At 39.7% G+C, this 23,574-nt stretch carries 20 protein-coding genes; 4 read left to right on the top strand and 16 right to left on the bottom strand.

The window, feature by feature from the left end:
- Positions 1–27: 27 nt before the first annotated feature.
- Positions 28–591, bottom strand: a complete 564-nt coding sequence (locus RF53_RS13485; protein WP_039037985.1) for a BON domain-containing protein — start codon at positions 589–591, stop codon at positions 28–30.
- Positions 592–911: 320 nt separating this feature from the next.
- On the opposite strand from RF53_RS13485, the gene RF53_RS13480 reads away from it, so the two are divergent.
- Positions 912–1,568, top strand: a complete 657-nt coding sequence (locus tag RF53_RS13480; protein ID WP_006791181.1) for a LiaF domain-containing protein — start codon at positions 912–914, stop codon at positions 1,566–1,568.
- Between the two features lie 55 nt (positions 1,569–1,623).
- Here RF53_RS13480 and RF53_RS13475 read toward each other — a convergent pair whose 3' ends face one another.
- Positions 1,624–2,040 (bottom strand): VOC family protein, encoded by a 417-nt coding sequence (locus RF53_RS13475; protein ID WP_039037984.1) that lies wholly within the window; start codon positions 2,038–2,040, stop codon positions 1,624–1,626.
- Between the two features lie 248 nt (positions 2,041–2,288).
- On the opposite strand from RF53_RS13475, the gene suhB reads away from it, so the two are divergent.
- Positions 2,289–3,092, top strand: coding sequence for an inositol-1-monophosphatase (suhB, locus tag RF53_RS13470; protein WP_006791183.1), 804 nt, complete (start codon positions 2,289–2,291; stop codon positions 3,090–3,092).
- A gap of 62 nt (positions 3,093–3,154) precedes the next feature.
- On the opposite strand, the gene RF53_RS13465 is transcribed toward suhB, so the two are convergent.
- From RF53_RS13465 to queA, 7 genes are all read right to left on the bottom strand, one after another.
- A complete protein-coding gene (locus RF53_RS13465; protein WP_039037983.1) occupies positions 3,155–3,964 on the bottom strand; it encodes a substrate-binding periplasmic protein in 810 nt (269 codons plus the stop codon).
- Positions 3,965–3,995: 31 nt separating this feature from the next.
- Complete coding sequence (locus RF53_RS13460; protein ID WP_082014443.1) at positions 3,996–5,765, bottom strand: bifunctional diguanylate cyclase/phosphodiesterase; 1,770 nt, start codon at positions 5,763–5,765, stop codon at positions 3,996–3,998.
- 128 nt (positions 5,766–5,893) lie between these two features.
- The gene (gene secF / locus RF53_RS13455) at positions 5,894–6,847 is read right to left on the bottom strand and encodes a protein translocase subunit SecF (protein ID WP_006791186.1); all 954 of its coding nucleotides are present in this window, start codon (positions 6,845–6,847) and stop codon (positions 5,894–5,896) included.
- A gap of 9 nt (positions 6,848–6,856) precedes the next feature.
- Complete coding sequence (secD, locus tag RF53_RS13450; RefSeq protein ID WP_006791187.1) at positions 6,857–8,716, bottom strand: protein translocase subunit SecD; 1,860 nt, start codon at positions 8,714–8,716, stop codon at positions 6,857–6,859.
- A 19-nt stretch (positions 8,717–8,735) separates the two neighbouring features.
- Complete coding sequence (gene yajC, locus RF53_RS13445) at positions 8,736–9,071, bottom strand: preprotein translocase subunit YajC (protein WP_006791188.1); 336 nt, start codon at positions 9,069–9,071, stop codon at positions 8,736–8,738.
- A 25-nt stretch (positions 9,072–9,096) separates the two neighbouring features.
- Positions 9,097–10,224 carry a tRNA guanosine(34) transglycosylase Tgt gene (gene tgt, locus RF53_RS13440; RefSeq protein WP_006791189.1) on the bottom strand — a complete coding sequence of 376 codons (1,128 nt, stop codon included), beginning with the start codon at positions 10,222–10,224 and terminating at the stop codon, positions 9,097–9,099.
- Between the two features lie 184 nt (positions 10,225–10,408).
- Positions 10,409–11,440 carry a tRNA preQ1(34) S-adenosylmethionine ribosyltransferase-isomerase QueA gene (gene queA / locus RF53_RS13435; protein WP_039037981.1) on the bottom strand — a complete coding sequence of 344 codons (1,032 nt, stop codon included), beginning with the start codon at positions 11,438–11,440 and terminating at the stop codon, positions 10,409–10,411.
- Between the two features lie 193 nt (positions 11,441–11,633).
- Here queA and RF53_RS13430 point away from each other — a divergent pair, with 193 nt between their 5' ends.
- Together RF53_RS13430 and RF53_RS13425 are read left to right on the top strand one after the other, a co-directional pair.
- Positions 11,634–14,150, top strand: a complete 2,517-nt coding sequence (locus RF53_RS13430; protein ID WP_039037980.1) for an EAL domain-containing protein — start codon at positions 11,634–11,636, stop codon at positions 14,148–14,150.
- 194 nt (positions 14,151–14,344) lie between these two features.
- Complete coding sequence (locus tag RF53_RS13425) at positions 14,345–14,557, top strand: hypothetical protein (protein WP_008130474.1); 213 nt, start codon at positions 14,345–14,347, stop codon at positions 14,555–14,557.
- Between the two features lie 30 nt (positions 14,558–14,587).
- On the opposite strand, the gene RF53_RS13420 is transcribed toward RF53_RS13425, so the two are convergent.
- From RF53_RS13420 to RF53_RS13390, 7 genes are all read right to left on the bottom strand, one after another.
- Positions 14,588–15,517: a hydrogen peroxide-inducible genes activator gene (locus tag RF53_RS13420; protein ID WP_006791193.1), complete on the bottom strand. Its 930-nt coding sequence runs from the start codon at positions 15,515–15,517 to the stop codon at positions 14,588–14,590.
- 82 nt (positions 15,518–15,599) lie between these two features.
- A complete protein-coding gene (locus tag RF53_RS13415) occupies positions 15,600–16,868 on the bottom strand; it encodes an inorganic phosphate transporter (protein ID WP_008130472.1) in 1,269 nt (422 codons plus the stop codon).
- 39 nt (positions 16,869–16,907) lie between these two features.
- Positions 16,908–17,585 (bottom strand): TIGR00153 family protein, encoded by a 678-nt coding sequence (locus tag RF53_RS13410; RefSeq protein ID WP_006791195.1) that lies wholly within the window; start codon positions 17,583–17,585, stop codon positions 16,908–16,910.
- Positions 17,586–17,728: 143 nt separating this feature from the next.
- Positions 17,729–18,430 (bottom strand): phosphate signaling complex protein PhoU, encoded by a 702-nt coding sequence (gene phoU, locus RF53_RS13405; protein ID WP_006791196.1) that lies wholly within the window; start codon positions 18,428–18,430, stop codon positions 17,729–17,731.
- 46 nt (positions 18,431–18,476) lie between these two features.
- Positions 18,477–19,304 carry a phosphate ABC transporter ATP-binding protein PstB gene (gene pstB, locus RF53_RS13400; protein ID WP_006791197.1) on the bottom strand — a complete coding sequence of 276 codons (828 nt, stop codon included), beginning with the start codon at positions 19,302–19,304 and terminating at the stop codon, positions 18,477–18,479.
- Between the two features lie 27 nt (positions 19,305–19,331).
- Positions 19,332–20,981 carry a phosphate ABC transporter permease PstA gene (pstA, locus tag RF53_RS13395; protein ID WP_039037979.1) on the bottom strand — a complete coding sequence of 550 codons (1,650 nt, stop codon included), beginning with the start codon at positions 20,979–20,981 and terminating at the stop codon, positions 19,332–19,334.
- A 15-nt stretch (positions 20,982–20,996) separates the two neighbouring features.
- Positions 20,997–23,231 (bottom strand): ABC transporter permease subunit, encoded by a 2,235-nt coding sequence (locus tag RF53_RS13390; protein ID WP_039037978.1) that lies wholly within the window; start codon positions 23,229–23,231, stop codon positions 20,997–20,999.
- Between the last annotated feature and the right edge of the window lie 343 nt (positions 23,232–23,574).

Raw genomic sequence — 23,574 nt, 5'->3', positions numbered from 1 at the left:
CAGCAATGCTGGGCTTTGAGTATAACGTTATTCAGCTACGATAGATAAGTTATCTACCACATCACGTACGTCTTCAGCATTTTTTGCAATTTCGATTGCTAATTGCTTTTCCGCTGATGATTCAACTGAGCCGTTTAATGTAACAACACCATTATCGGTATCTACATCAATATCGGTTCCACCTACTTCAGAATCAAATAGGAAACGTGTTGTAATAACGGTGGTGATTTTAGCGTCCGTTAGGTCGTTATCATCATCCATCATTTTAGAATCTGTGTGTTTAGCGCTCATGTTTTTAACAACGGTTAGGCTGTTTTCAACTTCCATGACGCCATCTAGACTAAGTACAAGCTCTTCTGCTAGCTCTTTCTCTACTTCGCTATCAACTTTACCTGTAAGTACTACCTTGCCATTTGTTACATCAGTGTTTATGTCAAAGTTGTTTAGGTCTGTGTTCATTAGAAGCACAGTTTCTGCCTTGCCATCAATCCAAGCATCTTTACTTTCGTTTTCCCAGCTGTTTGCTTGTGCACCCATTGCTGTTGTACCAAGAACTAACGCGGCGATAATAGATTTGTTAAATGTTTTCATAATCTTTCTCCTTTTGATTAAAGACACTTTAACTAATGCGAACATCAAGCCAACTTTATTTACTATTAAAAATCATGGACTTAACGAAAAACATAGACTCTTATAGGTTTAACGCATTCCCCCTATTTACAGGCAAGTGAGTAAAACTTTCTCAAAGTGTGAAAATTACTAGATTATTGCTATTTTGGTTAATGTATCGTTAATATAACAACTAAACAAAAAACCTTTAAAAATTAAACTATTGATAATAAACAAAATTAATTTTGGTATACGGTTTGCTAACTAGTTAACTAATTGCAAATACAATTAAGGAATACCCCATGTCTGTAAAAGTTGAAGACCGCCCAATAGAGCAAGTACGCGAACAAGTGATTGATCAGTTAATTTATAACTATAGCCATGGCGTTATATCGGTTGAGGCATTTGAAAGACGATTAGACAAAGCAATGGATGCAAAAGACAATTCTGTGCTGCTTACGTTAGTAGAAGACTTAACACTTAATACCGACAAGCAATACAAAGCTGAAAAGCAATCGCAGTTTACGCCTAATTACAGTGCTCAACAAAATAGCGATGACGACATTACACTGCGCAGTATTTTGGGTTCAAACGAGCGAAGCGGACAATGGGTGGTTCCTAAAAATATTTACCTAAATAATTATATGGGCTCTGTGGTGCTTGATTTCACCGACGCTATCTTTACGCATCAAAACGTGACAATTCATGTTAATTGTATTTTTGGTAGCGACGAAATTTACGTACCCGAGCATGTTAATGTTGTGTCCAAAATGTTTTGTATTTTAAGCACGCTAGAAAACAAATCAGTAACGTTAAATAAGCGTCAAGGTCCTACCATTCATATTGAAGGCAAAGCGATACTAGGGTCGGTTGAAGTAAAGATAAAACGTACCATAAAAGAAAAGTTCATGAGCTTTGCAAACGATTTAAGGTCACAGCTAGGGGTCAGCAGTAAATAAGTGCAACTGTATTTGCTTTAATATGGCTGCTTTTGGCAGCCATATAGTGGTGGGCTTAAAGATCATTATTTCGTTCTGCAGGTATATCCGACAAGTACTCTACAAACTCAACTTCAAAGCCCGAAGGGTCTCTGAAGTAGATATTTTTTCTAAATGGGTTTTCATTGCCTTGCTTATGAACTGAAAAACCCGCTTTATTTAAACGAGACACCGTATTATCTAAATTAGCCGTCACGTAAGCAAAGTGAGCAAACCCAACTTGATGCCCTGAAAGCGATCTATTTTCACCCTCACCATGATCGCTCATTGCTATGTATTGCGTGTCGTCACCAAAGTGGACCCAACGCCTTGGTTTTCCATACCATTCACCCCGCCCTTCACTTCGTATTACCCAGTGGGGAAAAATGGCTTGGTAAAAGCGAATCATGGTATCAATGTTTTTAACAACTAAATTTACGTGTTCTAAATACATACTGTTTCCTTGTGAGTTAATTTAAACACACAATAAAACCTCAAGTTAACTTTAGGTAAAGCGCTTTTTTTAAATTTTTAGTGGGTCATTAAAAATACACTTTTGTTTTAATTAAATGTGCAACACTTTCAAGGCTGTACAAAAAACACCCACAAGTATTTAGGGTTTATTGTTTACTTTATGTCAAAAGTCGCTAAAATACGCCGGCTGAAAATACAAACGTTCTTTTACAACCCAAAGGTAACTCCATGCATCCAATGTTAAACATTGCGGTTCGCGCTGCGCGTAACGCAGGCAAAATTTTACTTCGCGCTGGCGAAGATTTATCAAAAGTTGAAGTGCAACAAAAAGGCGCTAACGACTTAGTAACTAATATTGATAAAGAAGCCGAAGCCGTAATCCGTGACACTATTTTACAGTCTTACCCTACTCACTCTGTTGTGGGCGAAGAACTAGGTGAACACAAAGGCAAGGATGATGATTACCAATGGATTGTAGATCCTATCGATGGAACAACAAACTTCATCAAAGGTATTCCACATTACGCAATCTCTATTGCACTTAAAGTTAAAGGTCGTTTAGACCAAGCCGTTATCTATGATCCGATTCGTGGTGAGCTTTTCACTGCATCTAAAGGTCAAGGCGCACAACTTAACAGCAAGCGTTTACGCGTGAGTAAAACAACCGTTCTTGCTGGTACAGTATTAGCAACGGGCTTTCCTTTTAAGCATAAACAACATACAGATGCATACACTGAAGCGTTTAAAGCGTTATTTGTTCACACTGCAGATATTCGTCGCGCAGGTTGTTCTGCATTAGACATGGCGTATGTTGCTGCTGGCCGTGTTGATGGCTTTTTTGAAATTGGCTTAAAACCTTGGCACTCTGCTGCAGGCGAGCTTATGGTTAAAGAAGCGGGTGGTATGGTTGTCGATTTTGCTGGTGGTAATAACTACAACCACAGTGGCAATATCATCTGTGGTGCGCCAAAACTGACTCAAGCTATTATTCGTGAAATTCGTCCAGTGTTAACTGAGTCGTTACTTCGCTAATAAATTGCTTTTACCAATATAATTGGTGCAACAAAAAAGGAGCCTAGGCTCCTTTTTTGTTGTTAAAAATATGGGTTTATTAGCTTAATCTCTATAGTTTCCCCTTTTGTATAAGGAAGGGAATTTAAATCTGTAGCAAAGTATTCATAAAATAACGCATCAAACTCGCCGTTTTGCTGCATTATTTTAATTCCCTGCTCAAGCGCTTTAGCCAACTCAGGCTTATCCTTAGACACAAAATAATATAGCGCTGTTGGGTAGCTAATATATAAATTAGGCACAATACGTAAATTTTTGTGATCTCGCTCTAAAAGCTCAGAATTGACTTCAATAAATGATCGCGGAAAGTAATCTATGCGGCCTTGGCTAGTAAGCGCAAACATGGCTTTCAAGTTTGATAATGGTCTCACGTTTAAACCGTTATTAACCAATATGCGCGTATCAGGCCAATCATGCCCCTGTACCGAGCTCAGTTTTGATAATTGCTCAAGCGTTTTTATATCTTTAAATTTATCTAAATTCTGTTTATTTGTAACTAACGCTCTTTTGCCTATATACCCTTTGAACAATGGAATTTTAATAGCTGTTGCCAGTGACTCTCGTTCAGGGCTGCTCATACTCCAAAATAAATCAAGCGAGCTATCACCAAGTGACATTAAATTGCGTTGCTGATGCGGGTGTACAGCAACACGTTCTATTTCGACAGGATACTGGGCTCTTATCAATGCCTTGGTTAGCATGTCATTGAGGTAATCATCACGGGCAAAATGCGCATGTTGATCTTTCGGAATTTTTACAATATTAACTTCGCTTGCTACAACACTTCCAATAAACAAGCTCACTACACATACGATACACTTTAATGGCAACATCATGATCACCTATAAGTAAATTACCTTTTTACTATTTACTAATCGCTACTACTGGAGGCGCTGGGCGCCTTCGTTTACATGTAAAAAGATAGCTATGACGAAATCGTTTGGCTTCTTTCTTTGCATCCGTTGCTAATGCTGCAACCTGATGGCTATTTTTGCACTGCTGTAAATCGGGTTCAACTAATCCGATAGATAAGGTGAGTAACGGTACAAACTGCTTTTCACCTTCACGATTTGTAGCCCAATACCCTTTGCAAGCTATGTGATCGGGCGTAAAAAAAGCACGAGAACGATGTTCAAACTGTTCAATAATACGGTTACAAATACTTACCGCATCGCTTTGGTCAAAAACAACCATAAAGTCGTCACCACCAATGTGTCCTACAAAGTTAGCACTATTTGTACAGGCTTGCACTGTTACATCAGCCAATAATTTAATAACACTGTCGCCACTCGCGTAGCCATAAAGATCGTTAAACTGTTTAAAGTGATTCAGGTCAATATAGGCAAGATGAAATTTATTTTTATTACGTAACCTATGCTCTATAGCTTCGTTAATTGCAACATTGCCTGGTAACATTGTTAGCGGATTTGCATGTTGTGCGTGGCGAATTTTTTCTTCTGTTATATGTTTTAGAATGTCTCTTAGTGGCGCAAGCCCTAAATAATTACCGCCTCTAGTAATAACAATATGGCGCCTAATATCGAAGTCTTGCTCAGTTATTTGCTTACTCACCGTATCGAGCTTTTGGTCTACATCAACAATCAAGGGTTGTTTGTCCATTAACTCTATAACAGGGCGTTTATCATAAAGAGCATGACCATAGGGTGCTGCAAATACCTCGGTAAGTTGGTCTTTATGTAGTAGGCCCACTGGCTGACTCTGTTGATTGATTACAGGTATGCTAATAATGGCTTTGTCTTGCTCAAAAAGTAAATGAGCGTCTTTGCATCGGGTATCACTTGCTATGGCCTTTTGTGGTTGGCTTAGCGCGCCAATGGCCATTGACTGATCAAGCTGATCACATAATTTAAATGTAAGTGCTTGTATTTGAGCAGAGCTAAAATCACGACTTGGTTGCAAGTTCGGTCGTTCAAATAAAAAACCTTGTACATTATTAATGCCTAAACTTTCAACCAGTGCGAGTTCCTCAGAGCGCTCTATGCCTTCGGCAATTACTAATGTGTTTGTTGCTTTAGCTAAAACAATAATTGATTTTAAAAACTCCTTTTTAACCTCACTCTGATCGCAATGATCGATAAAATAACGATCTATTTTTACATAGTCAGGACGCAGTGCAGACCACTGCTTTAAGCCAGAGTACCCGGCACCTAAATCATCAATTGCAATGGTAAAACCGAGCTCTCGGTAATGCGCAATGGTTTTAAGTAATAAGTCGTCGTTATCTACTTTGTCTTGCTCTGTTACTTCTATAACAACACGATTAGTCGCTAAACCAAACTGCTCGGTTAGGTGGCGTGTTTCGCCTTTTGGGTGGCAAGGGTCTAGTAGCGTTTTTGGACTCACATTTAAAAAAAGCTTACCTTGCAAATTTAGCTTAACAAAGTTTTCTATTGCCTTTGAGCGGCATAGTAGCTCTAGCTCAGAAATAAGGCCCTCTTGATGCGCAGCTTTAAAGAGCTTATTGGGCATTTCTAATGGGCTATTTTGTGGACCACGGCTAAGCGCCTCGTAACCAAGAATGAGCTGACCAGATATATCTAAAATAGGCTGAAATAACGTGGTTACTTCCCCACTATCTAAAATAGCCTCTAAGGCTTGTCGTTGAAGGGTCACTACTGGCTCAATTATTATTTTAAATAGAGCAACAAAATATCAATTCTGTATGACATTTTTATTTCAAGCCCCTATATTACAGGCAATAAAAAACCGCTCATAGAGCGGCTTTTTTAATGCATTTAAGATTATGGCATTGCCATCGGATCTTGATCTGCACCTTCTTTTTCTATCACTTCTGGTATTAAATCTTCTTTACTTACTCCCATTGCAAGTGCAACCGAGCTTGCAACATATACAGAAGAATATGTACCAATAAATACACCAAACAATAATGCAGTAGCAAAACCATGAATGGTTTGTCCACCCCATACAAACAATGCAATCAATACCAAAATTGTGGTGATTGATGTAACAAGTGTACGGTTAAGTGTTTGCGTAAGTGAAATATCAATAATTTCAACGGTATCGTCGATACGTACTTTACGAAAGTTTTCACGAATACGGTCAGATACAACAATAGTATCGTTGAGTGAGTAACCGATTACCGCCAATATTGCCGCTAATATAGTTAAATCAAACTCTAAACCCAGTACTGAAAACAAACCTAAAGTGATAATTACATCGTGTAATAGTGCGCCTACAGCACCCACAGCAAAACGCCATTCAAAACGAAATGCAACGTAAATTAAGATACAAATAAGTGCAGTTAACATGGCTAGGCCACCCTGCTCTTTCAAGTCTTCACCGACACTTGGGCCAACAAACTCAATACGACGCATAACTACGCTGTCGTCCGCTTTTTTCAGTGCATCAATTACTTGGTTACCAATCACTTCAGCTTTAACATCGCTTCCACGTGGAGCTAAGCGCACTAATATATCTTGGCTCGAACCAAATAACTGCACTGATGCATCAGCAAAGCCATTTTCACCAAGTACATTACGCACTTTTTTAAGATCAGCCGGTTGAGAAAAACCCACTTCTACCGCGGTGCCGCCGGTAAAATCAAGACCAAAATTTAAGCCCTTCGTAAACATTGATACTATCGACGCTACAATTAATAGCGTAGAAAAGCCCATTGCCACTTTTCGAAGAGACATGAAACGAAGGGTTCTGCTACCCAAACTTAAAATTTGCATGTCTGCTCCTTAAATAGAAAGTTTATCAATGCGTTTACCACCAATAAATAAGTTGATCACCGCTCGGGTACCAACAATGGCTGTAAACATTGAAGTTAAAATACCAATAGCTAATGTAACGGCAAAGCCTGCAATTGGGCCCGTGCCCACAGCAAACAATATAACTGCCGCAATTAACGTAGTGATATTGGCATCAAATATAGTGCTGAATGCGCTATCGTAACCAAAATGAACGGCTTGTTGTGGGCTACGACCATCGGCCAGCTCTTCACGAATACGTTCAAAAATAAGTACGTTAGCATCAACCGCCATACCAACTGTCAGTACAATACCTGCAATACCCGGCAAGGTTAACGTAGCGCCTGGAATAAGTGACATTATGCCAACAATAAGCACCAAGTTAGCAGCAAGCGCTAAGTTAGCCACTAAGCCAAACCCTTTGTAATAAATAAGCATAAAGGCAAGTACAAACGCAAAACCAAGTGCAACCGCAGTCATACCTGCTTCAATGTTTTCTTGGCCTAAGCTTGGCCCCACTGTACGCTCTTCAACAATTTGAATTGGCGCAACAAGTGCACCTGCGCGAAGCAGTAAACTTAAGTTATGTGCTTCAGCTGGGTTATCAATACCTGTAATACGAAAAGAGCGGTCTAAACGAGCTTGAATTGTTGCCACGTTAATAACCTCTTCTACCTTAATAGGTGGAAGTGCTTTACCGTTTTCGTCTTTTTTACCTGATGGTTTGTATTCAATAAATACCGTTGCCATGCGTTTACCAATTGCACGCTTAGTAAAGGCATTCATTTTTGAACCGCCTTTACTGTCGAGTGAAATGCTTACTTGTGGGCGTTGGTATTCATCTGCGCCAGATTGCGCACCAGTGATATGGCTACCTTCAAGAATAATGCGTTTTTTAAGTACCACAGGGTAACCGTCGCGGCTCATGATCATTTCAGTGCCCGCAGGGATACGGCCTTGAGCGGCAGCGCTTGGATCGGCGTTTTCGTCTACTTCACGAAATTCAAGCGTTGCTGTCGCACCTAAAATTTCTTTAGCACGAGCGGTATCTTGCACACCGGGTAATTGCACAATAATACGTTCAGCACCCTGGCGCTGTACGTTTGGCTCTGCAACACCAATTTGGTTGATACGATTACGAATGATTGTTTCGTTTTGCTTGATGGCGTAGTCACGAATCTCTTTCAGCTTTTGCTCACTCATAGTGGCAAAAAATGCATTATCGTTACTGCTGTCATCAATGTATACGTTAAGTGGGTAACGAGATTCTAAAAAGCGCTCTGCAGCATTTTTATCTTCTTCATTACGCATTTCAACACGCATACGGTCAGAGCCAGCCACGCGACGAACGCTGCGATAACGAAGTTTTTCTTCGCGTAGATCGCTACGAAAATCTTGCTCCATTTGCTCAAGCTGGTTATCAACCGCTGTTGCCATGTCGATTTCCATGGTGAAATGTACGCCACCACTTAAATCTAGACCTAACTTCATTGGATTTCCGCCAAGGGATTTTAACCAAAGAGGTTGAGCCGGCGCCATATTAATGGCTGAAATGTAATCGTCACTTAGCGAGTCACGCAGTAAATCTTGTGCTTTTAATTGCTCTTCAACATTTTTAAAACGAACAAGTATTTGCCCGCCTTCAAGCTTAGTTGATTTAACTGCTACGTTATGTTTTTTAAGGGTTGCGTTTACTTTGTCTACTACACTGAGATCAACATCAGCACCTTTAGCGCCCGAAACTTGTATAGCCGGGTCACGGCCATACAAGTTTGGAGAGGCATATAAAAGGCCAATGGCAACCACAGCTAAAACAAGTAAATACTTCCACACTGGAAACTTGTTTAACACGGGGTCGTCCTTATTATTTTTATAGCGACTTCATTGTGCCTTTTGGCAATACAGCAGATACAGACGCTTTTTGAACTGTAACTTCTGCTTGCTCATTTAAAGAGATAACGATGAAATCTTTATCTTCTGCAATTTTAACAATTTTACCTACTAAACCACCTTGGGTTAGTACTTCATCGCCTTTAGCCATCGCATTCATTAAGCCTTTATGCTCTTTAACACGCTTAGCTTGTGGGCGGTAAATTAAAAAGTAAAAAACTAAACCGAAAATAGCTAACATGATTAGCATTTCCATGCCGCCACCGGCTGCAGGTGCGCCAGCTGATGCGTGTGCGTTTGAAATAAATAAACTCATAATACTTCCTCTTTAAATTTAAAGTTTAATTTTTTATATCTGCAAGCTCTGGCACTTCTTGGCCGCGGCGAGCGTAAAAATCTTTTACAAATTCTTCTAGTTTACCTTCGCTAATTGCATTGCGCAGGCCTTCCATAACACGCTGATAGTAACGTAAGTTATGTATTGTGTTTAGTCGTGCACCTAAAATTTCGTTACATTTATCAAGGTGATGTAAATAAGCACGCGAGTAATTTTTACACGTATGGCAATCACAATCAGGGTCAAGTGGACCGGTATCTGTTTTATGCACTGCGTTACGTATTTTAATAATACCGGTGGTAATAAATAAGTGACCATTACGTGCATTACGCGTTGGCATAACACAGTCAAACATATCTATGCCACGGCGTACCGATTCAACCAAATCTTCTGGCTTGCCAACACCCATTAAGTAACGCGGCTTATTTTCAGGCATTTTGTACGCACAATGATCAAGAATATTCATCATTTCGTTTTTAGGTTCACCAACTGATAAACCACCAAGTGCATAGCCGTCAAAGCCAATTTCTTCTAAACCGGCTTGTGATTGTGCACGTAATTCTGGGTACATACCACCTTGAATAATACCAAATAACGCAGAAGGGTTATCGCCGTGACCTTCTTTTGAGCGTTTAGCCCAACGAAGAGACAACTCCATAGAGTCTTTAGCTTCTTTTTCAGTAGCAGGGTATGGCGTACATTCGTCAAATATCATTACAATATCTGACCCTAAATCACGTTGCACTTCCATTGATTTTTCTGGCGACATCATTATTTGGTCACCGTTTACAGGTGACTGAAACAAAACACCTTCTTCGGTAATTTTACGCATTGCGCCAAGACTAAATACTTGGAAGCCGCCTGAGTCAGTTAAAATTGGGAAGTCCCAATTCATAAAGTCGTGCAAATCACCGTGCTGTTTAATAATTTCAGTACCAGGGCGAAGCATTAAGTGAAAGGTATTACCTAAACAAATTTGCGCACCTGTTGCTTTAACTTCATCAGGTGTCATGCCTTTAACAGTACCGTAAGTACCTACTGGCATAAATGCAGGTGTTTCTATTACACCACGGTCAAAAATCAAGCGGCCACGGCGCGCTTTACCGTCGGTGCGGTCTAATTCAAATTTCATATCATCCTCAATGTCGGAAAAACAGTCCAACAAGCTATAATTTAACCGCTCGATTCTACCCTTTTTGCACTGCTAATACTATTAGCTGCGGTAAATTCGCTCGTTATAATCATATGCAACTAAAAACCCCAGCAAGTATGCTGGGGTTGAGTGTTAGTTATATTTGATAATAAATAAAACAGCGCTATTTACGTGTTAAAAACATAGCATCGCCATAACTAAAAAAGCGATATTTTTGTTCTATTGCTGTGTTGTAGGCACCCATTATGTTGTCTTGTCCGCTGAACGCGCTCACCAACATAATTAACGTTGACTCAGGTAAATGAAAATTAGTGACCATGGCATCGACGACATTAAATTGGTAACCCGGAAAAATAAAAATATCGGTATCGCCAAAGTAAGTATCTAATTTACCGCCATGTATTTTTGCAGCTGATTCGAGCGAACGCATTGATGTAGTACCAACAGCAATCACTCGCCCACCGCTCGCTTTAGTCTGTGCTACAGCGTCCACAACATCTTGTGGTACTTCAATGTATTCTGAATGCATTACGTGTTCGTCAATGGTTTCTACACGTACTGGCTGAAATGTACCTGCGCCTACGTGTAACGTGACAAAGGCCATTTTTACACCTTTATTTTTAAGTGCAGCCATAAGCGGCTCGTCAAAATGTAAGCCCGCTGTAGGTGCTGCCACAGCCCCTGGTTTTTCACCATATACTGTTTGATAACGTTCGCGGTCAGCTTCGTCATCTGGTCGGTCAATATAAGGCGGTAACGGCATGTGACCAATATCGTTAAGTGTATCGAGTACATTTTTGCTGTGATCAAATTCCAGCTCAAATAAGGTGTCGTGACGGGCAATCATAGTGGCTTTAGCTTTGCCTTCTAAAATAACCTCATTGCCTGGTTTTAATGATTTACTTGCACGAACATGAGCAAGCACACGGTGTTCATCCAATACTCGTTCTACAAGTACCTCAACCTTACCGCCCGATGCTTTTTGGCCAAACATACGTGCTGGTATTACTCGCGTATTATTAAAGATGAGTAAGTCGTTTTCGTTAACTAGCTCAAGAATATCACTAAATATTTTATGGCTTATCTCCCCTGTTGGACCATCGAGGCTTAATAAGCGGCTACTCGTACGATCTTTTTTTGGAAAGCGAGCAATTAATTCATCGGGTAAGTCAAAACTAAAGTCAGCTACGCGCATAGTTGGTAATCCACATCATTAAAAATCGCGCCAAGTGTATATCTATCGTCAATTAAGCTCAAGAAGCCAACTCAACTTCTGTAAACCTAAGCATCCTTCTATTCTGGGGCATTATTCAAATCTACTTGTTCTTACTAACAAAACTTATTACCCTTAGTAATGGTAGTAAATTACGATTTTTAGGATCTCCTGCGTGGCAGAACAATTAAATTTGCTGATTTTAAATGCAAGCCGTGCTGAGCGCAGGGTGATTAAAGATACTTTAAAAAAGCTTAACGTATTTAGCTTTATTGAAGCAAATGATAGCCAGGAAGCTCTTAAAACTCTTAAGCAACAACCGGTTGATATTATTATCACTGGATTAAATGTGGGTAAAATAGACGGTTGGCGTTTTTCTCGTATGATTCGCTCAGGGCTATTGAAAACCCCTAAAAACACCCCTATTTTGTTGATGCCCCCAACTTACTGCGAACGAATTGCAGAAACAACCGCCCGTAGTTACGGAATCGATGCTGTTTTACCGTTTGAAAACCAAGATATGCTACCGCAAGTTCTGGCTAATGTTTTATCTACACATTTAGAAAAAAGCAGTCGACTAAACCTACTTTTGTTAGAGCCCCACGCAAATAAAGCGGAGTCGATAACTGAAGAACTAAAACTAAATTTTGCTATTACACATGTCACAACGTGTAAAGCCGCACTGAACCAGTACAGCCAACAACAATTCTCAATCGTACTACTTGATACCACACAAGAAAAAGCTGATGAATCTAGCCTACTTGTCGAAAATATTTTACAACATAACCCAAAGCAAGCCATTGTTACTATTATAGATAACCCTGATGCAGATTATGCAGAACAGCTTTTGTTATCGGGTGTAACCGATTTTATTCGCGCCCCTTACGAACCTTCATTTTTAAATAAGGTATGTGATCATGCCGCTCGTCGAGAAGACTTTATGGTGAGCTACGCTGAATTTGCTCAAAAAGTAGAGCAGTTAAGCGTAAGCGAAGTGAGGTATAAAGAACTATTCTCAGCTCATCAGCGCATATTATTGCACCTTAATACTGTTGTTCTTGAGCTCGACCAGTTAGGAAAAATTCGCTTTATAAATCCAGCCTGGGAAACCTTAAGTGGTTTTGGCGTTAAAACAAGCCTGCAAAAAAGCCTAACGCAATTTTATACTGGTGAATGTCAGATAAAGCTCAAAGCAACCATCGACGATATACTCGGTGGTGGGAACGATCATCAGCAAATAGAAATAAAACTCCAACATAAAAACGGTGGCCAAATTTGGGTTGAATGTAGGTTGCAGCTAATTAAAAACAGACGCAATAATGCAACGATCACTGTCACTATTGATAACATTCACGAGCGTAAGCAAGCCGAACTTCAATTACGCCACCTTGCGCTGCATGATCCATTAACTGGCCTACACAACCGATACCACTTTGACCAAGAGCTAAGTCGTATTTGTAAACCCAAACATACTCACAGCGATGTTGAGCATGCCTTGATTTACATTGACCTTGATCATTTTAAAATTATTAATGATAGCCAAGGTCATCATCAAGGCGACTTGGTGTTAAAAGATGTGGCTCAGCTGTTTAAAGACAACATTGAAAAAGAACACTTAGTATGTCGCATTGGTGGCGATGAATTTGCCGTCATTCTAAAAAATATGAACCTACTCGATGCGCACCTTATTGCAGAAGGTGTCTGTAGTGCCATAGAGCAGCATACCTTTAAGTCAAACGAGCAAAGCTACACAATAAGCTGCTCTATCGGCTTAACGCAAATTACAGTAAACAATAACGACCCTAATGAGTGTTTAAAACAAGCCGACATTGCTTTGTATATTGCAAAAAACTTAGGCCGTAACTTAGTACATTGCTATTCAAAAGAAGATGCGCACAACAATACACTTCAAACAGGTCTTGAGTGGGGACACGAAATCCGCCAAGCACTTCAACAGAATAATATTGAATTGCATTACCAGCCTATATGGGATTTTAAAGCAGAAAAAGTTGCTTACTTTGAGGCACTATTGCGCTTAAAGCATGAAGGCACTCTTATTTACCCTAATCAGTTTATTCCGTCTCTAGAAATGCTTAACGACACCTTTTTAATGGATCAGTGCGTAATTAGAAATGCAATTGCCAGTGTTGCAAAATACCCTCAACTTAGCCAAGTTGCTATTAATCTATCTGCACAATCATTCTTAGATGAACGGCTGCTACCACTCATTGAATCGAACCTTGAAAAATACAATGTTCCCGCCACTCGGATTATTTTTGAGATCACCGAATCTGCAAGCATAAATAACATACAAGCTACACGTAAGATGATTGATAAACTTAACTCTTTAGGGTGTCACTTTTCAATAGACGATTTTGGGACTGGCTTTAGTACCTTTAGTTACCTAAAACAGCTGCCTGCTCAACATGTAAAAATAGATGGCTCGTTTGTTCGCGACATGCTTAATGACCCCATTGACCTTGCTTTGGTAAAAGCAATTAACGACATTAGTCGCTCACTCGATAAATATTCTGTTGCGGAATACGTTGAAAATAAAGAATTATTTACTACTTTAAGAGACATTGGTGTCGACTACGGACAAGGCTACTTTATTGCTCGCCCCGTTCCTGTTGAAAAAATAAATGATGAGCTTGAAAAAATTTATCAAAATAAAAGTATTTACCAACAGTAGCCTAGGTTAAAACTAACAAATTCGAACAATTTAACGTCACTTTTTTCTTCCATTATTTTCTTTCTTGCCTATACTTTCTTTATCAGATAAAGAGGATGTCATGTAATTTAAAGGATTACGCTGTATAAACATGACATCAACCCCCAGTCAATACATGGTTGATTACAAGTTACAAGGGTTTTAGGGAGGAAGGTATGGCGCAACTAGTTATATTATTACTGATAATTCACCTTATTATTGCGTACCAATGTTACAGGTATTCAAGTTTAAAAGGTTACCCCGTCAAAGTATTTACCGTATTAGGATGCGTGCCCTACTTTAATGTAGTGGTATGGATTTACTTACTTTTTTTACCTGAACTGGAGCCATTTGAAAGCCATGTTCAACGTCAAAAGCAGCCATTGTAGGCTGCTTTAATTTTTTAATAGCGGTTAACTTTAATTGCTTGGCTCATTAAAGTTTAAACTACATTGGCGTTGTAAAAACACCTCAAGCTGCTGGCTAAACAATTTAAAATCGCGAATACGTCCTGTAGTTTTTCGCCAAAGAATACCAATATCTCTGTAAGCATCGCTTTGCGACGGTGTGGCGACCATCTGTTTATTTTCTAAAATACCGGCATTAATGGCCATTTGTGGTAAAAAGGTCACCCCGAGCTGGTGTTCAACCATACTGAGTAATGTATGTAAGCTGGCCGCTTCAAATGGGTTAATACAGCTTGAGCGGTTTAAATGGCACGCACTCAGCGCGTGACCCGTCATACAGTGCTCTCGCTCTAGCAAAAACACACTGGCATCAGGTAATAGGTTAAAGTCTTCTACGCCCTTTGCAGGCATATAATCTTTATGGTGCACTAAGCTAAAATGATCTTTTGCTAAAATTTGGGTATGGAACTTGTCGGTTGCATACGGTAATGCCAGTAACGCTAAGTCAATGTGCCCATGCTCTAGCTTATCCAGTAATTTGTCGCTTGTATCCTCAATTAGTACCAACTCTAATTCACAAAAAGTTTGCTGACAAAAGTGATACAAAGGCGCTGCAATAAAGCTTGCAATAGTAGGAATAACGCCTACGGTTAACTTACCGCTAAGGGGCGTTAAAAAGCTTTTTGTAAGCTCTTTTAAACTAATAGTGTCGTTGATTATTTTTCGTGAACGCTCAACAACCTCTTCACCTATGCTTGTAAACATAAGACTTCGGTTTTCACGCTCAATAAGTTGGCAACCTAGCGTTTCTTCAAGGTTTTGAATGGCACTGCTTAGTGTCGACTGGCCAATAAAGCAGGCACTGGCTGCACGGCCAAAATGCTGATGCTGATGAACAGCGAGTAGATACTGAAGCTGTTTAATACTTGGAAGATTGGTCATTTTTTCTTTCCACAAATAAAAAGACCCCAATACCTAGGGCATTGAGATCTTTTCAAGCTAAAAGTCTTTTAGTACTTTTTTGTTAAACCCCAAATGCGGTTCTCAGTACGTAGAAGATAACAATAGCAAGGGCAGCACCAACTGGCAACGTTATTACCCAAGAAACTACAATGTTTCTGATAACGCTCATGTTAAGTGCACCAATACCACGTGCCATACCTACACCTAGTACCGCACCCACTAAGGTTTGAGTAGTAGAGATTGGCATACCAGTTCCTGATGCAATAACAACAGTAGAAGCAGCGGCAAGTTCTGCAGCAAAACCACGGCTAGGCGTTAAATGTGTAATGCCTTCACCAATTGTTTTAATTACTTTTTTACCTAAAATGGCAAGACCTGCAACAATACCAAAGCCACCTAGTGGAAGAATCCACCATGCAATTGCTGCCTTCTTAGCAATTTCACCGTTGTTTTCAACAATATTTACAACAGCAGCTAGTGGACCAATTGCATTAGCAACATCGTTAGAACCGTGAGCAAATGCCATACAACAAGCGGTTAACACCATTAATACCGCAAACACTTTTTCTACGTTATTAAATTGCATTTGCTTATCAGCTTTAGGATCGATGTTTAAGCGAGAAATAGCAATTTTACCAATGATGGCAACAACCACTGCAACACCAATTGAAAGCGCATAGCCTTCAACAGAACCTAGGTTAATACCAACGTGCTTTAAACCTTTTTTGATTGTAACTAAAGCCATGATAAAACCCGCTAAACCCATGTAGATTGGTACGTAGCGTTTAGCGTTCTTTAATGGTGCATCTGTATCAAATATAAGCTTTTGCGCGCTCATGAATATTAGATACGCAATAAAGCCGGATATAGCTGGTGTAATGATCCAGCTTCCTACAATGCCGCCTACTTTATTCCACTGGATTGCTTCTGTACCCACAGCTACTAGCGCAAAACCAATGATTGCACCAATAATAGAGTGAGTTGTTGATACTGGCCAACCTAAAAATGAAGCGATTAGTAGCCATGAACCCGCGGCAAATAGCGCGGCAATCATACCTAAAACCATCAGTTCAGGAATATTCGCAAACGGTGCAGCATCAATTATTCCTTTACGAATAGTTGATGTAACTTCACCACCTGCCAAATAAGCACCTGCAAACTCAAAAATCATAGCTATTAAAATAGCTTGTTTGATTGTTAATGCTTTTGAACCTACAGATGTACCCATGGCGTTCGCAACGTCGTTCGCGCCAATACCATAAGCCATGAAAAAACCAACAGCTGCGGCAATTAAAACTAATACCGTGCCGTAAGATGCAATGATATCCATTGTATAACCTTAATCTTTCGTGTTTGAACTGATTTTAAATTAACGAGCTAACATCAGCTCAAGACGTGATCCTACGCGCTCTGCAATATCTGCAAGCTCACCAACCCATTCAATAATGCTGTATAAAAACATTACATCTACAGGGTTAAGTTCACTTTCTACTTCACGTAGTTGGCGGCGTACTTTAATTTGCATGTCATCCGTGTCTTGTTCTATTGCATCCAATTCAACGAGCATTTTTTCTACTAAGGTCACTTCGCGACCTTTAAAGCCTGTTTCTAATAGCTCTTCTAACTCGTTTATTGCTTTAGATGCTTGTTTTGTCGCATCCACACAACGAGTTAAGTAAGCCAAGAAATCAGCTTGCATTACTGCTGGTATGGTCATTTCACGACCGATTACGCGCCCAGCAATGTCTTTTGCTTTATTAGCAATTTTGTCTTGTTGGGTTACTAACTCGAGCAGATCCGTACGTTCTACCGGCATAAATAAACCGCGTGGTAACTGTAAACGTATGTCTCTTTTCATGTCATCGGCTTCACGCTCTAAATTACGAATAGTGATACGAAGCTCTTCTGCTTGTGTCCACTCTTCTTTAAAAACGTGATTAAAAAAAGGTATCAAAGCTTTACTAGCTTGATGAACTTTTTTGATGTGATCTTCCATTGGTTTGAAAGGAGATTTTGCAAAAACTCCTAAAAACGCGTTTGTAGGCATAACTGACCCTTTAATCAAATTACATGCGTGCAGCATGCGATTTTACAGTATTCACAACAATTGTGAACGGTTTTTATTATTTAACTTATAGCTAAATAAACAAAGCGGCTTATAGCCGCTTTGTTAAAATGCGCTAATGAACTTTAAAGCGATTTTTCAATATCTTCCTGTGATATATGGCGAATATCTTTACCATTTACAAAGTAGATAATGTACTCAGCAATATTCTGACAACGGTCGCCAATCCGCTCTAATGAACGCACTGACCAAACTAAATCCATGATTTTTGGAATAGAACGTGGATCTTCCATCATGTACGTCATAATTTGACGTGTTATGGCTTCATATTCACGATCAACTTTAGCATCTTCTTTGTGTACTTCAAATGCGCGTTGCACATCCATACGTGCAAACGCATCAAGTACATCGTGTAACATTTTTAAAACCTGACGACCCATATTTTCAATATTCACTAACAAATCTTGTTGATCTTTAGTGAAAGAATCGAGAGCCACTTTTGCAATACGCTCAGCTTCATCGCCAATACGCTCTAAATCAGCAATAGTTTTTGCAATCGCAATCACCAAACGTAAATCGCTGGCAGCGGGCTGACGACGCGCAATAATTCGAGTACATTCTTCATCAATGCTCACTTCCATAGCATTAACTTTGTAGTCGTTTTTACGCACTTTTTCTGCAAGTTCTGCATCGTTTGTGCTTACCGCATCAAGCGCACTACTTAGTTGTTGCTCAACTAACCCACCCATGCTTAGTACATGGTTACGAACATTTTCAAGCTCTTGATTAAAGCGACCAGAAATATGCTTATTAATATTATGTTCCATAATTACCTTCTCTCTAAATCTTGTACAACACGATACTGTTAATTATTTAGCCGTAACGACCTGTAATATAATCTTCAGTCTTTTTCTTTGTTGGTGTTGTAAATAAGGTATTTGTATCTGAGTACTCAATCAGTTCACCCATGTACATAAAGGCTGTTTGGTCAGACACTCGCGCTGCTTGTTGCATGTTATGCGTAACAATAACCACGGTAAATTTATTCTTTAAATCGTTAATTAGTTCTTCAATAACTAAAGTCGAAATTGGATCAAGTGCAGACGTTGGTTCATCTAGTAATAAAACCTCAGGCTCTATCGCAATAGAACGAGCAATAACTAAACGCTGTTGCTGACCGCCTGATAAACCAAATGCACTATCATGCAGTCTATCTTTTACTTCATCCCATAAAGCAGCGCCACGTAATGACTGCTCTACTACTTCGTCTAACTTACGCTTTTCTTTAATGCCTTGTAAGCGTAGACCATAGACTACATTTTCATAAATCGATTTTGGAAATGGATTAGGACGCTGAAACACCATCCCAACGTTACGGCGAAGCGCCGCAACATCTACATTTTTATCGTAAATATTTTGTCCATGAAGGAGTATTTCACCTTCAATTCGACAAATATCAACCAAATCATTCATGCGGTTAATACAGCGTAATAGCGTTGATTTACCACAACCTGATGGGCCGATAAACGCCGTTACTTGGCCTTTTGGAATATTCATATTCACTTTACTAAGCGCTTGTTTATCACCGTAGTAAAGATCGAGATCTTTAATCTCTAACGCTTTTTGCTCGTCTGTTAAATTGTCTAAATCTAACTTCATGCCCAAATTGGCTTGGTTTACTTTTGGAGCGACTGTAATCATGTTTGTTACCTATTAAATCTTTACTAATTAGTGTTCAAGCGATCTGAATTTTTCACGTAAATGGTTACGTATACCAATGGCCGTTATGTTGAGTGTGATAATAACCGACACAAGTAAAAATGCCGTTGCATATACCAGCGGGCGTGCCGCTTCAACATTCGGGCTTTGGAAGCCAACATCGTAAATATGAAAGCCTAAGTGCATGAACTTTCTGTCTAAGTGAAAATATGGAAAGTTGCCGTCTAATGGTAACGTCGGTGCCATTTTAACAACACCTACCAACATCAGGGGCGCAACTTCGCCTGCAGCACGTGCAACAGCCAGTATTAACCCCGTCATAATTGCAGGGCTTGCCATTGGAATTACAATACGCCATAGGGTTTCAACTTTAGTTGCACCCAATGCTAATGAACCGTCACGTACAGTGCTTGGAATACGTGATAAACCCTCTTCCGTAGATACAATAACCACGGGTAACGTTAGTATTGCCAATGTTAGTGCAGACCACATTACACCTGGCGTACCAAATACTGGTGTTGGTGAAGACTCTGGGTAAAATAATTGGTCAATACTGCCACCAAGCATATATACAAAAAAGCCTAAGCCAAATACACCATAAACAATAGAAGGTACACCCGCTAAGTTAATTACCGCGATACGAATCATTTTAGTGACCGCATTTTTAGCCGCGTATTCATGCAAGTAAATAGCAGCAACAACACCAAACGGCGTTACTATCACAGCCATCAACATAACCATAAATACAGTACCAAATATAGCAGGGAATACACCGCCTTCTGTATTTGCTTCGCGTGGATCGTCAGACACAAACTTGCCTAGTTGACCAAAGTAATGGCCTAGCTTTGCAAAAAAGCCCATGTCGTTCGGAAACCACACATCAAGTACTTGATACATAGGGATCGTGACTATTTCGCCGCGCATATCTTTTACCGTAACATGGTCACGTTTTGCCTGTTTACGCAGTGCAAATAACTCTTTTTCAAGCTCGCCGTACTCGGCACGTAATTCAGCACGCATTTTTGCAAGCTCTGCAACACGTTCATCTGTTAACTGGTTATCAAGTAAGTAGCTTTTCTCTTTTAAGCGTAAGCGCTCAAGTTCATAGTTGATATGACCTATATCGCCATTTTGTAAATCCAGTGCTTCATCATTTAAATCTACAGCACGCTCAACAAGGTCATATAAAGCCTCTACTTTATCGCCCTCTACTGGCTTGCCGTCTTTAAATACACCTTCTACATACCCGTAAAAATTACCATTTTTACTACGTTCAAATACTGCAAGCGTAGCGGGTGTAGACTTTGCTTTTATGTCGGTTTCAAGTATCCAACGAAAATCTAGAGCTACGTATTCACGGTTACCTGTTTTTATAAGTAAACGTTCAAATTCTTCTTTATCAAATGCTGAAACATCAACACCTGTCGCTGCCAAACGTTCTTTTGGTACGAGTTCACGGTCGTAAACTTCACCAATAACGGTTTGCTTGGCAATCGAGCCTTCAAGCTCAAACTGTACAACTTGAGAAGGCCAGAAAAAACTCAATCCCTTCCAGGCTATCATCGCTAATATACCTAAAACCGAAATTAAGCTGATGCTCACTGCACCGCCGGTCATCCAAATCCAAGGAGAACCAGACTTAAACCACTGCTTTACCATGTCGTGTCTCTCCACTTACATTGAGCTGTATTTTTCACGTAACTGCTGGCGAACAAACTCAGCTAACGTGTTAAATACAAAGGTGAATATGAATAGTACAAAGGCGGCTAAAAACAATATTCTGTAATGCGAGCTACCTACTTCTGATTCAGGCATTTCTACCGCAATATTAGCTGCCAGCGTTCTCATGCCTTGGAAAATACTCCAGTCCATAATCGGTGTGTTACCTGTTGCCATGAGTACAATCATGGTTTCGCCTACGGCACGTCCTAAGCCCATCATTACCGCAGAGAATATACCTGGGCTTGCAGTTAATAGCACAACACGTACGAGTGTTTGCCATTGAGTAGCCCCTAGTGCTAATGAACCATTTGATAAGTGTTTAGGTACACTAAATACGGCGTCTTCCGCAATAGAGAAAATAGTTGGAACCACTGCAAAACCCATTGCTATACCCACTACCAATGAATTACGTTGGTCGAATGTCATGCCCAACTCGTTTGTTAGATACTGGCGAACATTACCGTCAAACATCCACAGCTCTACTGTTTCGCTCATTGCGAACGAGAACCAACCAACAACTAACACAACAGGAATCAAAATAATTGAATGAGACCCTTCAGGTATTTTATGGCGAATACTTGCTGGTAATTTCGTCCACGCAAGTGCTGAACCTAAAATACCAATAGGTAATAAAATGAGTAAGCCAACAATCGCAGGTAAGTGCTCCTCAATTAAAGGCGCTAACCAAAGGCCCGCTAAAAAGCCTAAAATAACCGTAGGAAGTGCTTCCATTATTTCAACGGTTGGCTTTACAACCTTACGTAATCCACTCGACATAAAGTACGCAGTGTAAATTGCCGACGAAATCGCAATGGGTACTGCAAATAACATAGCGTAAAAAGCCGCTTTAATTGTACCGAACGAAATAGGCACTAGCGAAAATTTAGATTCAAAGTCATCACTTGCAGATGTTGACTGCCAAATGTATGCAGGCTCTGGGTAACCTTCGTACCACACTTCTTGCCATAACGCAGACCATGTTACTTCAGGATGTTCGTTGTGAACCTCTAATACTGTTAATTTGCCATCCGCTAAAATTAACGCAGCATTTGAACGTGGAGCAATTGCAAAGTATTTAATTTCGCCTTCACTTACTTTACCCTGCCACAACTTAGCTTCGCTTGTTGTGTAGTAAACACCAAGCTCACCGTTGCTGCTGGTAGTAAAGAAAGTACGACGATAAAATTCTGTAAAAATATTTAATTTGCTTTGTTTGGTTGTTTCAAACGCACGAATTTTTTGGAACTGACGACCAGCGTCTGTGTTTACTTCAAACCACTGCGACACTTCACCGTTATCGTTAGCAAGCATTAATGAGTTTGCACCCGCAAGTAACTGAGCAGACACTATATTAGCGTTTTCTTCATTGGCCGATAATAACTGGATTTGCTCTACTTCACTCGGGTAACGCGTATCATAAACGTAAATTTGATTAGCTGAACGAATAAACGTACGTGTTGTATCTGGCGAAATTAAAAGCTCATCTACACGACCTTCAACATCAAGCTCTGTTCGCTCAACAACCCACTCTACTTCACCTGTAAACATATTTTCTTCAGCAACAAAGCTGCTAAACAAAACGCGCTTATCTGCGGTTAATGCAACAACCGCCGTTTTATCTTCATAGTGAGTAAACGCAAAACGCTTGATAGCAGCGCCTTGAGCGTCAACTTCTAACGCCATTTCACCAAGCGGGTAATCAACACGTGGCGTTAATTTGCGTTCGTTATTTGGAAAGGTAACTAAAAATTTAGGTACAACCACCATTACAGTGCCGTTTTCTAAACCATATGCGTATTGGCCCTGAAACGGTGCACTCGTTGCAAAGCTTGTTACTTCGCTTGGAAGAGCAACATTAAGCGTCTTGAGTTTTTTACCAAAACTTGCTTTTTCTACATTGTAAAAATCAACTTGGCCTTGTTGGCTTAGTAAATAAGCAACTTCGGTTTGCTCTTCAACACCTAAGCCAACTATTTGATCTGCGTTACTTACTGTGAAGCTGTCACGCTTTTCAACTTTAGCCGACTCAAAAATTGGCTGTACTACATAAAGAAGGTAGAAAAATATTAACAACAGCGCTATTAATACCATTACTCCACCGGCGGTTATGCCAAATTTGGCAAACCTGTCTTTAAATAGACGGCTTCGATCCGTATTAAAAGACGGTTTATTCGGATTGGAAGTCATCAAAACACCTTTAAATCTTAACGTTCTATAAATTATATTTCATCAAGATGACAGTAATGTTACAACGGTCATAATAAGCACTCTAATTAAAGGTATATCTAAGGTGGCATAAGTTATTGTATTAATTAAGCGTTAGATTAGTCATTTAGAAGGGAACTAAATAACAAAAATAATTGGACAAAGCATTTAACGAGGTTAATACTCAAATGGTAAATTAAGGGATGCGCTTACCTTTCTTTCATTCACGTTAAATTAATTATTAACATAATAAAATCATTAACCTATAAAAGCGCGTCAGCATCAAAACATATTTTATTTAATGCCTACGCATTTACATTCTTCG

The sequence above is a fragment of the Pseudoalteromonas sp. ECSMB14103 genome (assembly GCF_000813065.1).
In the GTDB taxonomy this organism is placed as follows: Bacteria; Pseudomonadota; Gammaproteobacteria; order Enterobacterales; family Alteromonadaceae; genus Pseudoalteromonas; species Pseudoalteromonas marina.
Note: the sequence above shows the minus strand (reverse complement) of the source record. Positions and strands in the feature narration are given on the sequence as shown.